Source organism: Rathayibacter sp. Leaf296 (assembly GCF_001423045.1).
In the GTDB taxonomy this organism is placed as follows: Bacteria; Actinomycetota; Actinomycetes; order Actinomycetales; family Microbacteriaceae; genus Rathayibacter; species Rathayibacter caricis.
This window is the reverse complement of sequence record NZ_LMNR01000002.1, coordinates 635,639-649,078: the sequence shown is the minus strand read 5'-3', so window position 1 is coordinate 649,078 and position 13,440 is coordinate 635,639. Positions and strand designations below refer to the sequence as shown.

The window sequence follows — 13,440 nt, the reverse complement described above, 5'->3', positions numbered from 1 at the left end:
AGACTCCCGCTGCACCGCCGAGCCCGGCGCAGCGGCGGTCGGCTGACCACGGTCCCGCTCGTAGGATCGGGGAGGACGCGCGCGCCGCACGTCCCTCCGGCCGCACGTCGTCCCTCGACCAGCGGCCCCCGGATGAGAGGTGCACCGTGGAGGAGACACCCGTCGCCCCGTCGCGCGCCCGGCTCGCCCGGGTCGCCGACGAGGCGGGAGTGTCGATCTCGACGGTCTCGAAGGTGCTGAACGGCCGGTCCGACGTCGCGCCCGGCACGCGCAGCAGGGTCGAGGCGCTGCTGGACGCGCACGACTACCGACGCCGCGGCGAGGGATCGCGGTCGACGTACCTCGAGCTCGTCTTCCACGAGATCGAGAGCGCGTGGTCGACGCAGATCATCCAGGGGGTCGAGGCGGTCGCCCGCGAGCACGGCATGAGCGTGGTGCTGACGCTGAGCGGCGACCACCGCTCGCCCGGTCCGGAGTGGGTGACCGGCGTCCTCGCGCGGCGGCCGGCGGGCGTGGTGCTCGTCCTGTCGGGGCTTCCGGAGGAGCAGAAGCGGCGTCTGCGCGCCGCCGGTGTCCCCTTCGCGATCATCGATCCCTCCGGCGATCCCGCCCCCGACGTGCCGTCGGTCGGGTCGGCGAACTGGATGGGCGGAGTGCTCGCGACGCGGCACCTGCTCGACCTCGGGCACACGCGGATCGGGGTGATCACCGGTCCGCCGGACATGATGTGCTCCCGCGCGCGGCTCGACGGGTTCCGTTCCGCGATGGGCTCCGCGGGGGTCTCGGTCGACGAGTCGCTCCTCCGCTTCGGCGATTTCCACGTGCCCGGAGGGCGCGACCACGCGCTCGAGCTCCTGTCGGGCCCGAATCCGCCCACGGCCCTGTTCGCCGGCTCCGATCTGCAGGCCCTCGGCGTCCTCGAGGCGGCGCGGATGCGGGGACTCCGCGTGCCGGAGGACCTCTCCCTGGTGGGGTACGACGACCTGCCGATCGCGGAGTGGACGTCGCCGCCGCTCACGACGGTGCACCAGCCGCTGCGCCTGATGGGCGAGGAGGCGACCCGTCTCGTCCTGCGCCTGCGCGACGGTGGAGCGTCGCAGCTGCGGATGGATCTGGCGACGACGCTCGTCGTGCGCGGCTCGACCGCGCGGATCTGACCCGCGACTCTCCGGCGCACCGCCGCTGTTCGTTGTGACGAGCAACAAACTGTTTCGAAAACAATTGACCCCTCCGAAGGGGGTCGGTTACCGTCCAGTCACCAACAGATTTCGACACTGAGGTCGAAACTTTCGAGAGGTGCTGTTCGATGAAGAACGATCCCATCCGGGACGACGACCGGATCACTCCGGCCACCCCCTGCCGACTGACCGCGGCCCCCTCCGCCCGGCACCACCGCGGCCTGCTCGCCGGCGCCACCGCGTTCGGCCTGCTCACCGGCGCCCTCGTCCTGCCGTCGGCCCAGGCGGCCGAGACCGCGCCCGCGGTCCTCCTGCAGGAGGACTTCGAGGACGGCGCCTACGACCCGCTCGTGCAGAACGGCGGACCGACGCTGTCGGTGGTCGCCGAGGGCGGCGACCGCGCGCTGCTCGTGCAGGGCCGTGCGAACGACTACGACGGAGTGAAGACGCCGGCGAACCTGCTGCAGCCCGGCGGCTCCTACACGATGTCGGCCCAGGTGCGGCTCGCCGCTCCCGCCGGCACCACGGCCTCCGCGCGCTTCGTCGTCGAGCCGACCTACTCCTGGGTGGGGAACACGACCGTGACCGCCGACGCGTGGACCACCGTGAGCGGCACCTTCTCGGCTCCCGCCGGCGCCGACCCCGCGACGCTCCGCGCCTACCTCGGCACGAGCGCGCTCGCCGGCCCCTACGACTACCTCCTGGACGACATCGTGATCACCGGCACCGCGGCTCCCGCGCCCGTCACCTGGCAGCCCACCCCCGACGCCTCGTTCGTGCCCGGAGGAGCGACCGCCGCCACGACGACGCCGGTCACCGCCGCCCGCGGCACCGGGAACCGGGTGGCGCTCACCTTCGACGACGGCCCGAACCCGGGCGAGACCGCCGCGATCCTCGACCTGCTGAAGGCGCAGGGAATCCGCGCCACCTTCTGCATCATCGGGCAGAACGTCCAGCAGGCGGGCGGAGCGGAGCTGCTGCGGCGGATCGTGGCCGAGGGCCACACCCTCTGCAACCACGGGACCTCCTACGCCGACATGGGCTCGTGGACGCAGGCGCAGGTCGAGACCGACCTCAAGGCCAACCTCCGCATCCTCCGCGAGGCCGTCGGCGACCCGGCGCTCGCCGTGCCGTACTTCCGCGCCCCCAACGGCAGCTGGGGCGCCACCGGCGCGGTGGCCGCGGCCCTCGGGATGCAGCCGCTCGGGCTGGGCTCGACCATCTCGGACTGGGACGGCAACGACCTCAGCGAGGCGACGCTGACCGCGAACCTCCGCGCCGCCTTCACGCCGGGCGCGATCGTCCTCGCCCACGACGGCGGAGGCGACCGCAGCAGCACGGTGAAGGCGGTCACGACCGTGGTCAACGAGAAGGCCGCCGAGGGTTGGGAGTTCGTGCTGCCCCAGGGGGGTGCGACGGCTGCCGTGCAGCCGGGCGTCTCCTCCGACTTCGAGGGCGGGCTCGACGGCTGGGCGGCGCGCGGCGACGGCGTGCAGGTCGCGGCGAGCACCGACGCGCGGACCGGATCCGGTGCGCTGCTCGTCACGAACCGCACGCAGCCGTGGCACGGCGCGACGCTCGACGTCACCGAGGGACTGCCCGTCGGGACGGCCGTCGGCGTCTCGGCCTGGGCGAAGCTCGCTCCGGGCGAGTCGCCCGCGGGGCTGAAGATCTCGGTGCAGCGCGACAACGGAGGCGGCAGCGCCTACGAGGGCGTCGCCGGAGCCGGCGCGCAGGTCACGGCCGACGGCTGGGTCCTCCTGAGCGGCACCTACACCCTCGCGGCGGCGGCCGACCGGGTGCAGATCTACGTCGAGGGCCCGGTGGGCGTCGACTTCCTGCTCGACGACGTCGTCCTCGAGCCGATCGTCGAGAAGCCGATCCAGAGCGACGTGCCCGCACTGAAGGACGTGCTGGGCGCCGCCGGGATCGAGCACGTGGGAGTCGCCATCGACGCCCGCGAGACCGTCGGCACCGCCGCGGACCTCCTCCGCAAGCACTACAACGCCTTCACGCCCGAAAACGCGGGCAAGCCCGAGAGCGTGCAGCCCGCCGAGGGGCAGTTCGCCTTCACTCAGCTCGACCAGCTGCTCGACTTCGCCGACGCCGAGGGCATCGAGGTGTACGGGCACGTGCTGGCCTGGCACTCGCAGACCCCGGCGTGGTTCTTCCTCGACGGTGACCGGCCGCTGACGAGCAGCCCCGCCGACCAGGCGCTGCTGAAGTCCCGGATGCGGGCGCACATCGCGGGCATCGCCGCGCACCTCGACGCCCGCTACCCCGACGGCGACAGCCCGATCTGGGCGTGGGACGTCGTGAACGAGGTCATCGCGGACGGCGACACCGCGAATCCGCACGACATGCGCGACAGCCGCTGGTTCCAGGTTCTGGGCGAGGGGTTCGTCGACGAGGCCTTCCGTCTCGCCGACCAGTACTTCCCGGACGCCGAGCTGTTCATCAACGACTACAACACCGAGATGCCCGAGAAGCGCGCGGACTACGTGGAGCTCATCGCGGCCCTGCAGGCCCGCGGGGTGCCGATCGACGGAGTGGGCCACCAGGCCCACGTGGACGTCGCCCGGCCGGTGCAGTGGCTCGAGGACTCGATCGAGGCGGTCGAGAAGCTGGATCCCACGCTCCTGCAGGCGATCACCGAGCTCGACGTGAACGCGTCGACCGAGAACCAGGGCGCCGACGTCAGCGGCGCCCCGGTCGACCCGTACAGCCCGGCGTTCGCGAACGACGAGGACGCGGCGGCCGAGGTGGGCTACTACTACCGCGACCTGTTCGCGATGCTCCGCGAGCACGACTCCTCCATCGAGTCGGTCACCTTCTGGGGCATCAGCAACGCCCGCACCTGGCTGCGGACGTGGCCGATGGCCCGCCCGTGGGAGCAGCCGCTGCCGTTCGACGACGACCTGCAGGTCGCGCCGGCCTACTGGGGGATCGTCGACCCGACGAAGCTGCCCGCCCGCCCGGCCGACGTGCTCGCTCCGCGCATCGCCGACGTGCCGGACGTGCACGCCGTCTCGAACGGCGCGTCCGGAGTGAAGCTGTCGTACACGCCGCCCTCGGCGATCGACACGCGCGATGGAGCGGTCCGCCTGGTCTGCAGCCCGCCCAGCGGCAGCCGCTTCTCGATCGGCACCACCACCGTGACCTGCACGGCGAAGGACGCGGCCGGCAACACCCGCACGAGCAGCTTCGACGTGATCGTCACGAGGAAGGTGCCGGGCAAGCACTGATCCGCATCCATGGCGCCGCCCCCGTCTCCCGCTCGTCGCGGGGGCCGGGGGCGGTGCTGTGCCGGGGTCGGTGCGGTCCTCGAGCGGCATCCGGCGCCTGCTCGCTGAGTAGCGTGGGCGCATGGAACGCGACTTCTCGATCCGACCGGCTAGGCCCGCCGACGCGGAAGCGATGGCATCGGTGCACGTCGAGTCGTGGCGCGACACCTATCGCGGGACCCTGGTGTCCGACGAGGTCCTCGATGCGCCGGACCTCCTCGCATCACGGAAACGGTTCTGGACGTCTGCTCTGACGGACGCGCGCTGGGCCGGCATCCGGGTCGCCGTCTCCGAATGCGACGGCGCCGTCGTCGGCATCGCCATGTCGAATCCGGTCGAGGGGGAGCAGTGGACGTGGCATCTGAACGTCCTCTACGTCGCGAAGGAGCAGCACGGGACCGGAGTGGGCGAGGCGCTTCTGAACGCGGTGATCGAGCGCGGCGAGCCCGCAGCGCTGTGGGTCGGGGACCCCGTTCCGCGGGCGCAGGCGTTCTACCGCAAGAACGGCTTCGCCCCCACCGGGGTGGTCAAGACCGAGGACGGCATCAGGGAGATCCGGATGGTGCGCCCGGCGTCCTGAGTCGCGGTCGGTCGCATCCTGTCGCAGGACCGTTGCTGTCGAATCCGCTTGGCCACTCCGGCCGGTCCACGCGCGCAGCGCCGGCCGCTCAGAGCAGCGGATGAACGTCGAAGTGCCTCAGGGTCAGCGGGCGGACGAGCAGCTCGTCCTCGCCCGGGAACGTGACCGGACTCGTCCGCCAGTCGGTGCCGGCGTAGTCCACCAGCGCTTCCTCATCAGCCCAGGTGCTCGTGTACTGCACGCGCCGCCCGTCACGCTGATCGACGAGGATCTCGTGGCGGACGAGCCCCTCGAATCGGGCGGGGAAATCGGCGACTAAGGCGCTGAGCAGCGCCAGGAACTCCGCCTCGCGGCCCTCGCGGACCTCTGCTTCGGACACTCTCACGATCATGAGCCGACGCTAACGCGGGCGGCTCTCCCGAGAGACGCCCTCGCGGTCACGCGCCACGCACATTCAGCCAGGTTCGGAGGAGGCGGACGAGGTCGTCTCCGGGGGGCGGGCACTCGCGCCGGAGCTCCTCCGCGCGAGGACCGCCCCGTGGGGACGGGGCCCCGGCGCCTGCACCGTGCGGGTGTGCGTCTCGAGGATCTCGAAGCCGGCGGCGCGCAGCTCGTCCGCGAGTGCCTCCGGTGGCCATCGGTACGCCGTGGTGATCGCGTGGTCGAACGGCTCCACTCCGGAGCCGGTGAAGAACCCCACGAGGAGCGTCCCGCCCGGCCGGAGGACGCGCGCGAACTCGGCCAGCGCGCGCGGGAGGGCGCTCGGGCGGTGGTGGATCAGCGAGTACCAGGCCAGCACGCCGCCCAGGCTGTCCTCCCCTTCCTCCAGGGCGTCGAGGTCGCCGACGGCGAAGGGCACGTCCGGATGGGCCCGCCGAGCGAGCTCGACGAAGACCGGCGCTCCGTCGACACCGCTGACGTCCAGGCCCATCCCCGCGAGATGAGCCGTCCACTGCCCGGGGCCGCATCCCGCGTCGAGCAGACGTCCCTCGACGCTCCGCGCCCACGACGAGACGAGTCGTTCGTCGGAGGGGTGCACGGAGGACATCGACCCGAAGAGCTCGGCGTACTCGTCGGCTCGAGCGGAGTAGGACGCGACGACGTCGGCGCTCGACGACGCGCACGCCTCGGTGAGCAGGCGGATCGCCTTGGGTCCCACTCCGTGCAGTGCCGCCAACTCAGTGAGATCGCGTCCGCGGAGGTCCTCGAGCGTGCGGATGCCGACGGCCGCGAGCGCTCGGGTGGCGGGGGCGCCGATCGCGGGAAGTGCGGTCATGTCGCGTCTCCGTTCTGGTCGGCGCCCCACCGTCCGAGCGCGACGATCGGCTCGCGCAGGGCGAGCCCGCGGTCGGTCAGCGCGTAGGCGCGGGTGTTGTGGCGGAGGGGCAGCCGGGTCAGCACGCCCGCCGCCTCCAGCTCGCGCAGGCGGGTCGCCAGGATGTTCGTCGGCACGCCGAGGTCGCGCTGCAGGTCGCCGTAGCGCTGCGGCCCGTCGAGCAGCCGCTCCACGATCAGCAGGGCCCACCGGGCGCCGACGACCTCGAGAGCCGCGGAGAGATCGCTCACTCCGCCGGATCGACGTCCGGCTTCATCCAGAACGGCGAGTAGTGGTAGCCGTCGACGTCGTCGAACTGGCGCTGGTACATGAAGGGGTAGTCGTCGGTGTCGCCGACCCGCCCGCCCGCGGCGGCGGCGCGCTCGACCAGCTCGTCGACCGCCTCGCGGCTGGGGAGGTCGAACGACACCGTGACCTTCGAGGGTGTGCCGGGCCCGCCGATCAGGTCCTCGGTGCCGCCGACGCCCGCGTACATCTCGCGGCTGCCGAGCATCACGTACTGCTCGGGCGCGATCGCGAAGCACGACACGTTGTGGTCGGACATGTCGGTGTTGAGGGTCCAGCCGAGTGCGGTGTAGAAGGCGGTCGCGCGCTCGACGCTGTCGACCGGGCAGGTGATGAAGAGGCTCATGCGAGCCATGCTTGCAAAATGCAAGCATGGGGTCAAGAAGCGCGACGGTTTCTCCGAAGCCGCCCTCAGACCCTCTGCCAGCGGTCCTCGCCCATCGGGCGCAGCCACTGCTGGCGCGCAGCGTCCGCCTCCTGCGCGCTGTCGGTGAGCCGGAGCGTGCTGTCGGGCGCCCAGCCGGCGATCACCGAGCCGTAGTCGTCGCCGACGGGGATCAGGCGCGTCGCGGCGGAGAGGTAGCCGAGGGTCGTGAGGTGCACGGCGTCCCAGTCGGCCGCGACGCGCTGCCAGTCGGGGATCAGCCAGCGTCCCTCCCATCCGGTGACGCGGTACCAGTCGTGCCGGCGGGAGGCGGTGACCTCGGCGGGGTGGGCGCGGCACAGCTCGGCCCAGTCGTCCGCGGAGCCGATCTCGAGGGTGCGTCCGCCGCCGACCACCGGGATCACGGTGGCCGCGTCGAGCCCCGCGGAGTCCTCGACCAGCTCGAGCAGATCCTCGATCCGCGACTGCGTCTGCAGCAAACGGAGGGGGAGGGACCACCAGGTGCCGGACAAGCTGGCCCGCGGGTCGGTGGGCCGCTCCAGTTCCTCGTCGGCGCGTCGATCCGTCGCCCACTCCTCCAGGAGTACCGCGGCGCCGACGGGCAGGGGCCGCCCGGAGTCGGGGCGCCAGTCGACCGCCCACTGCTCCGACCCGCGGGGCCGTGTCCACTCCGCTGCGACCGGTGAGGCCAGCACGTGCTCGGCGACCCGGACGAGTGCCGCGCGGACCACCGGCAGCGATGCGAGCACGTCCTGCCCATCCGGCTCCTGCCAGTACCAGGCGGAGTCGACACTCGCGCAGAGCCCCTCGCGGAGGACGTCGTCGGGGACGGCCCCACCGGGAAGCGCCTCGATCGCGGCGGCGACCTCCTCCGGTCCGGGATCGGGGGCCTCCGGCTCACCCGGGTCGCCGTCGGAGGCGGTGAACCGGCCGCTGGTCCCCTGGTCGAAGGCGAGAGAGGCGAGGAACGCGGCCGTCCTCACCGCCGGATCCGCTCTCATAGCGACCTCCAGGCAGAGTCGCCGGCCCCGGGGGCCGCTGAGGAGGGTGTCCACCGCGTCGTCCATGGAGCAACTATGACCGTCTCGGCGGGGGGCCGCGCCTGTCGGAGCAGCATGAGCACCTCCCCGGGATCCGGCCCTCGGCCGCCGCGCTCGGCGACCCGTCGCGGCGGGAGGTGATCAGTCGGGGCTGTCCGCGTTGATGTTCGAAAGGGTGCTGAGGACCGCGTCCTGGTCAGCCGTCGAGAGGCCGGTGCCGCGGAAGTCGACGACCAGGGGGTCGATCTGATGGACGGACCCGCCCGCTCCGTCGATGTACTCGCGGGCCGAGGACGCGGAGTCGAACTTCAGGACCACCAGATCCTCGGATGCGACCGCCTGGAGGCATCCATCCAGGTCTGAGCAGACGTCCTCGCTCACGACCTCGAGTCCGCTCAGGGGCTCCCACTCCGTCCAGCGGTCGTCGGCGAACTCCTCGACGTCGATCTGCTGGCGGGAGTACTCGTTGCCGAGGAGCGCGCAGCCGCCGAGCGTTGCAGCGAGGAGGACCAGTGCCGCGGCGCCTCCGGAGCGGCGGAGTCCGGTCGCTGATGGGGTGTGTGCGGTGCTCGTCGGCATGCAGCGATCGTGACAGGTGGGTCGGGATCCGGCGTCGCCCGCGGGGAGGAGGCCCCGACCGTGAGCGGCCCGGCCGCGTCAGGTCAGGCACTCCAGCAGCCGAGGAGACCGCTCAGGACTCGATCTCCCGGTCGTCCACGTGAGCGCCGTAGAACTCGGACTGACGACGCATCAGTTCCCGCAGGGAGACTTCGCGTCCGACCCCGTAGACCGTCCCCGGGAAGTCGAGATCCCGTTGGATCGCCCAGATCTCGTCGTGGCGGTCCGGAGGGAGGACGACCGCGGGAGTTCCGACTGCGACCCAGCCGATCGGGACCAGCGCACCCGGTTCGAGAACGGTGTTGACCTGCACGACGGCGTTGATCCGGACCTCGGCTCCGGAGCCGATGCGGCTGCCCGGAAACAGGGATGCGCCGGTCGCGAGGAACACTTCGTCGCCTACCTCGCTGCCGTTCACGTGAGCGTGGGGGCCCACCATCACCGCCGCGCCGATGTGCGCCGGGTGGTCGGCGCGACCCCGGATCAGGGCGTGCTCCATCACGACGGTGTCCTCACCGATCGAGACCTCGCCGTCCTCCGCGGAGAGGACGGCGCCGTGCAGGATCCGAGCGCCTGCTCCGATCGTGACGCGCCCGATGACGACAGCGGTCGGAGCGACCCAGGCGGTCGCGTGGACCGTCGGTCCGTCTCCGCGGTGCTGGACGAGCATCCGGTCACCCCTCTCCCCGAGGCCGGACCCGGAGGGATCCGGCCGACGCACTGGAGACTGCACGGCGAGGGGGGACCCTCGGTGCTCGACACGCCGACCCTCGAGAGGTCGGGCCCCGGGTCGCTCCGAACGGCCGGTCAGGTCAGGCGTTCGAGAAGGTGCACGGCGACCTCGTCGCCCAGGTCCTTGCCGAGCGCCTTCCGCAGCTTCGCGCTGATCGAGAGCATGTGCCCGCCGGCGCCGGTGGGCAGCAGACCCGCCGTCACCGGCTCGCCGTCGACGGTCGCGCGGACCTTCACCGCCTTGCCGGTGCCGAAGAGCTCCACCGAACCGGGCACCTCCACGCAGGACCAGAGGTCGCCCTTCACGGTGACGCCGATCGGCGCGGTGAAGGCGACGTCCAGGGGACCGGGGCTGGTGCTCATCGGGGGCTCCTCGTCTCGCGTCGGTGCGGTGCTCGCGTCCGAGCGTATCCAGCACGCCTCGACAGCGGCGGTGGGAGGGGCGCCCCGGTCCCCGTCACCCGCCGACCGCGGGCTGCGGCGCAGGGAAGAAGAGGTACGGCAGGACGTGCAGGGCGATCGTCGCCGCGATGCCGACAGCCGGCGCGATCCAGAAGCGCCGCCACGGGTCGGAGGAGCGACGCACCATCGCGAAGGCGAGGACGGGCGTGACGAGGACCGGAAGCCAGGTGCCGAGGAGCACCCACTGGACCGCCGGCGCCAGCACGGACAGGTCGGTCCACTCGTCCACCGTCGGGTAGGTCGCCAGCGCGAACTCCAGGAGAGCGAACGGCACCAGGGCGACCGCCACGGCGAAGTGGACGACGGCGAGGACCCCGACTCCGAACCGCGCGCGGTCCAGGTCGAGCGCTGCTCGTCGTTCGTCGTCCACGTCGTCAGGCTAGGCGCTGCGGCGCCGCGACGAGGGCGGTCAGTCCTCAGCAGGGAGGGGGCGGCGCCGCTCGACGATGTCGGCGGCGAGGACGGCGACATCGATCCGGAGCCGCCGCGCCTCGCGCTCGAGGATCACGAGCGCGTCGTCGGGGGAGACCCGCAGGCCGGCGCCCACGAAGCCGGCGGCCTGGTGCACGACGGCCGCGTGCCGCGACAGGGCGGACGAGACGATCGACGGCTCGTCGGAGGGGATCGGGGCGTCAGCGGGATCGGCCGTCATCAGAACTCGTCGACCTGAGTTTCGGGGCGGTGAACGCCGCGCATCCGGGAGCGAGTATCGACGTCGGTGGTCGGGATGCTCGTCGAGGTGGAGGTCAGCTGCTGCACTCCCTCAGTGTCACCACGGCGGGCAGGCGCGTACACGGGGCTTGCGACGCGGGAGAAGCAGAAGCTAGCGACGAGAGTGGGCGGTCGTCACTCCGCAGCGCGCGTCGGCGGGTCGAAGTCGAGGTCGAGGTCGACGTCGTCTCGGTGCTGCTCGGCGATGTCGGCGGCCGACTCGACCACGGGCCGCGCGACTCCGAGAGCCCCGGCGAGTTCGGTGAGGTGCTGCACGAGGGCGTCGTCAGTGAGCTCCGACGCCGAGTCCTCCTCGGGGGTCTCGGAGAAGAGCTGGCTGGAGGGGCCGATCAGGATCGAGGCCACGCCGCGCTCGCCGGTCGACAGCAGCACGGGGATGTCCACCGTCGCCGACGACTGCTTCCCCGCGAGTGCCTGGGCGTAGGCGAGGACGGCCCGGGCGATGTCGGTCCCGGTGAGGACGGAGTCGCCGGCGTAGAAGATGCGCTGCATCCTCTCGTTCTACTCGCGTCGGACCGCCGGCGCAGGGGATTGCGGTGACCCGGCCCACGACGCGGTCGCCCGGGAAGGCACGACGGCCGCGTCACCAGGGGCGGGCGGATCCGTCGGCGCCGAGCCGGTAGAGGGCGGTGCTGACCGGAGCGGCGTCGCCGGAGTCGTAGAGGCCGCGGGCGAGCTCGCGCAGGCCCTCGACCGCCTCGGTGTCGTCCGTCCCGCAGAGGTGCATCGCGACGCGCTGCCCGATCGCGACCACCGGGTCGCCGGCCACGAACTCGTCGACGAGCGCGTGCACGACGTCCGCGCGCAGGATCTGGGACGCCGCGAGGTCCTCGCTGCCCTCCGGCATCTCGAGGCGGAACCGCCCGTCGCCGCCCGACGCGACCGGGGCGATCCGCGCGAGCCAGGCGAGCGACTCCTCCGCGACCGCCGCCTCGGTGAGGCCGAGCCGCTCCGCCGTCGCCGCGGTGACGTACTCCCACGCCGCCTCGCGCTCGAGGACGTACGCCACGGTCAGTCCCGAGTCGTGCACTCCGAGCAGAGGACCGTCGGACCGAGCGCGCAGGGACGCGGCGGCGCGGTCGTCCATCACCAGCGGGTACAGCGGCACGGCGTCGGCGCCGACGCGCGCGGTGCCCGCCACCGGATCGACGACCACGGGAACGGGATCCGGGTCGGCCGGACGTCGTCGGGAGAACAGTCCCACGTCGGTTCCTCTCTCGAGCGGCCGCGGTGCTGCGGAGGCAGGACCCATCCTGTCGTGGTCCGGCACTCGTCGCCCGAACGGGGTGCGTCGATCCGCGATCCCGCCGCTGAGGCGAACGCCCGAGGAGCCCTCCTGGCCTGCCGTGACCCGCTGACGGGGGTGCCACGGAGGGGATGCGCGGCACCCGGGGAGCATCGGGCGGGCGGTTAGCGTGAACCGTGCCCCGCTTCCGACACCTCTCCGCTCTCGCACTCGCGGCGGCCGTGTCCGCGCTGGCCGGGTGCTCGGGCTCGTCCGCCGAGGCGATCGCGTCGTGCGTCGTCCGCCCCGCCGCCGAGATCCTGCCCACCGAGGGCACCCTGTTCGGGGTGAACCTGGACTGGGGAGCCGAGACGCTGAAGGAGTACAGCGCCGCTCTGGGCGAGCGCCCCTCCGTCGCGGTGGCCTTCGCCGACCTCCCGCTGACCGCGGGGGAGCGCGACGAGGTGCACGCGGCCGCCGAGCAGCTGCGGGTGAACGGCGGGACGCTCCTGCTCACCCTGGAGTCGATCGGCGGTCTCGCCGCGGTGACCGACGACGTCGCTGCCGACATCGCCGACCTGACCGCGGCGGTGAACGAGCGGGGCGTGCCCGTCATCGTGCGGTTCGCGCACGAGATGAACGGCTCCTGGTACGCGTGGGGGCAGCAGCCGGCGGCCTACGTCGAGACGTTCCGGCGGGTGGCGGCGGCGGTGCACGCGGATGCTCCGGGGTCGGCGATGATGTGGGCGCCGAACAGCGCCGAGGGGTACCCCTTCGAGGGCGGCGCCTCCGCCGCGCAGCCGGGAACCGCTGACTTCGCGCTGCTCGACACGACCGGCGACGGAGTCCTCACCCTCGACGACGACCCCTACGCGCCGTACTACCCGGGCGACGACGCCGTCGACTGGGTGGGCATGTCGCTCTACCACTGGGGCTCCGCGCATCCGTGGGGCGAGAACGAACTGCCCGAGCCCGGCAAGTTCGCCGCGCAGCTCACCGGCACCTACAGCGGGGCGGCGGGCGACGAGACGGCGGCGCCGGACTTCTATCAGACGTACGGGGTCGAGCACGGGAAGCCCGTCGCGATCCCGGAGACGGCGGCGCTCGTCGTGCCTCGGGGCGACCCCGCGGGGGAGCTCGCGATCAAGCAGGCGTGGTGGCGGCAGGTCCTCTCGGAGGACGTCGCGACGCGGTTCCCGAACATCAGGATGATCAACTGGTTCGAGTGGGACAAGTTCGAGCCCGAGGTGCAGGACGAGGTGCACTGGTCCGTCCTCGACGACGACGAGACGCGGAGGGCGTTCCGCGCCGACCTGCCGGACGGGCTCGTCTACTCCGACCTGTCCGAGCGCTGCACGACGCCTCCCGCGCCCGTCGACTGATCCGGGGCCGACGCGGCTCAGCTGTGCGTCGTGTTCTCCCGCATCTCCTCGAGCGTCAGCTCCGGCGCGCCGCCGGCCGCCGCAGCCGGGTCCATCCAGACGAAGTCCCAGTGGTGGCCGTCCGGGTCGTCGAAGCTCTTCGAGTACATGAACCCGTGGTCCTGCTCGCCGGCGGGCGTCGCGCCCGCGGCGAGGGCCTTA

General features: G+C 72.5%; 17 protein-coding genes. 4 read left to right on the top strand and 13 right to left on the bottom strand.

Annotation, left to right across the window (positions count from 1 at the left end; all coding sequences use genetic code 11):
* The first annotated feature begins 146 nt into the window (after positions 1-146).
* From ASF46_RS13245 to ASF46_RS13235, 3 genes are all read left to right on the top strand, one after another.
* Complete coding sequence (locus ASF46_RS13245) at positions 147-1,157, top strand: LacI family DNA-binding transcriptional regulator (protein ID WP_056868014.1); 1,011 nt, start codon at positions 147-149, stop codon at positions 1,155-1,157.
* 149 nt (positions 1,158-1,306) lie between these two features.
* Positions 1,307-4,423 (top strand): endo-1,4-beta-xylanase, encoded by a 3,117-nt coding sequence (locus ASF46_RS18860; RefSeq protein WP_082485488.1) that lies wholly within the window; start codon positions 1,307-1,309, stop codon positions 4,421-4,423.
* A 172-nt stretch (positions 4,424-4,595) separates the two neighbouring features.
* Positions 4,596-5,042, top strand: a complete 447-nt coding sequence (locus ASF46_RS13235) for a GNAT family N-acetyltransferase (protein WP_082485487.1) — start codon at positions 4,596-4,598, stop codon at positions 5,040-5,042.
* 88 nt (positions 5,043-5,130) lie between these two features.
* Here the strand turns inward: ASF46_RS13235 and ASF46_RS13230 are convergent, their stop codons facing one another.
* The 12 genes from ASF46_RS13230 to ASF46_RS13175 form a co-directional block, all read right to left on the bottom strand.
* Complete coding sequence (locus ASF46_RS13230) at positions 5,131-5,433, bottom strand: putative quinol monooxygenase (RefSeq protein ID WP_056868012.1); 303 nt, start codon at positions 5,431-5,433, stop codon at positions 5,131-5,133.
* A 63-nt stretch (positions 5,434-5,496) separates the two neighbouring features.
* The gene (locus ASF46_RS13225; RefSeq protein WP_082485486.1) at positions 5,497-6,318 is read right to left on the bottom strand and encodes a methyltransferase domain-containing protein; all 822 of its coding nucleotides are present in this window, start codon (positions 6,316-6,318) and stop codon (positions 5,497-5,499) included.
* Positions 6,315-6,608 carry a winged helix-turn-helix transcriptional regulator gene (locus ASF46_RS13220; protein ID WP_056868011.1) on the bottom strand — a complete coding sequence of 98 codons (294 nt, stop codon included), beginning with the start codon at positions 6,606-6,608 and terminating at the stop codon, positions 6,315-6,317. The genes ASF46_RS13225 and ASF46_RS13220 overlap by 4 nt, the downstream gene beginning before the upstream one ends.
* A complete protein-coding gene (locus tag ASF46_RS13215) occupies positions 6,605-7,009 on the bottom strand; it encodes a VOC family protein (RefSeq protein ID WP_056868010.1) in 405 nt (134 codons plus the stop codon). The genes ASF46_RS13220 and ASF46_RS13215 overlap by 4 nt, the downstream gene beginning before the upstream one ends.
* Before the next feature lie 65 nt (positions 7,010-7,074).
* Positions 7,075-8,115, bottom strand: coding sequence for a hypothetical protein (locus ASF46_RS13210; RefSeq protein WP_056868009.1), 1,041 nt, complete (start codon positions 8,113-8,115; stop codon positions 7,075-7,077).
* A 114-nt stretch (positions 8,116-8,229) separates the two neighbouring features.
* Entirely contained in the window at positions 8,230-8,667 is a 438-nt protein-coding gene (locus ASF46_RS13205; RefSeq protein WP_056868008.1) for a hypothetical protein, read from the bottom strand.
* A gap of 112 nt (positions 8,668-8,779) precedes the next feature.
* Positions 8,780-9,376 (bottom strand): gamma carbonic anhydrase family protein, encoded by a 597-nt coding sequence (locus ASF46_RS13200; protein WP_056868007.1) that lies wholly within the window; start codon positions 9,374-9,376, stop codon positions 8,780-8,782.
* A 137-nt stretch (positions 9,377-9,513) separates the two neighbouring features.
* Positions 9,514-9,801 (bottom strand): DUF1905 domain-containing protein, encoded by a 288-nt coding sequence (locus ASF46_RS13195; RefSeq protein WP_056868006.1) that lies wholly within the window; start codon positions 9,799-9,801, stop codon positions 9,514-9,516.
* A 94-nt stretch (positions 9,802-9,895) separates the two neighbouring features.
* Positions 9,896-10,270: a hypothetical protein gene (locus tag ASF46_RS13190; protein WP_056868005.1), complete on the bottom strand. Its 375-nt coding sequence runs from the start codon at positions 10,268-10,270 to the stop codon at positions 9,896-9,898.
* A gap of 39 nt (positions 10,271-10,309) precedes the next feature.
* Positions 10,310-10,552: a hypothetical protein gene (locus tag ASF46_RS13185; protein ID WP_056868004.1), complete on the bottom strand. Its 243-nt coding sequence runs from the start codon at positions 10,550-10,552 to the stop codon at positions 10,310-10,312.
* Positions 10,553-10,746: 194 nt separating this feature from the next.
* Positions 10,747-11,124 (bottom strand): hypothetical protein, encoded by a 378-nt coding sequence (locus tag ASF46_RS13180; RefSeq protein ID WP_056868003.1) that lies wholly within the window; start codon positions 11,122-11,124, stop codon positions 10,747-10,749.
* A gap of 91 nt (positions 11,125-11,215) precedes the next feature.
* Complete coding sequence (locus ASF46_RS13175; RefSeq protein WP_056868002.1) at positions 11,216-11,836, bottom strand: hypothetical protein; 621 nt, start codon at positions 11,834-11,836, stop codon at positions 11,216-11,218.
* A gap of 218 nt (positions 11,837-12,054) precedes the next feature.
* Here ASF46_RS13175 and ASF46_RS13170 point away from each other — a divergent pair, with 218 nt between their 5' ends.
* On the top strand, positions 12,055-13,239 hold the full coding sequence (locus tag ASF46_RS13170; RefSeq protein ID WP_082485485.1) for a glycoside hydrolase family 26 protein: 1,185 nt from the start codon (positions 12,055-12,057) through the stop codon (positions 13,237-13,239).
* Positions 13,240-13,256: 17 nt separating this feature from the next.
* On the opposite strand, the gene ASF46_RS18855 is transcribed toward ASF46_RS13170, so the two are convergent.
* Positions 13,257-13,440, bottom strand: a 184-nt coding sequence (locus ASF46_RS18855; RefSeq protein ID WP_416351493.1) for a VOC family protein, incomplete at its 5' end; no start/stop codon positions are given.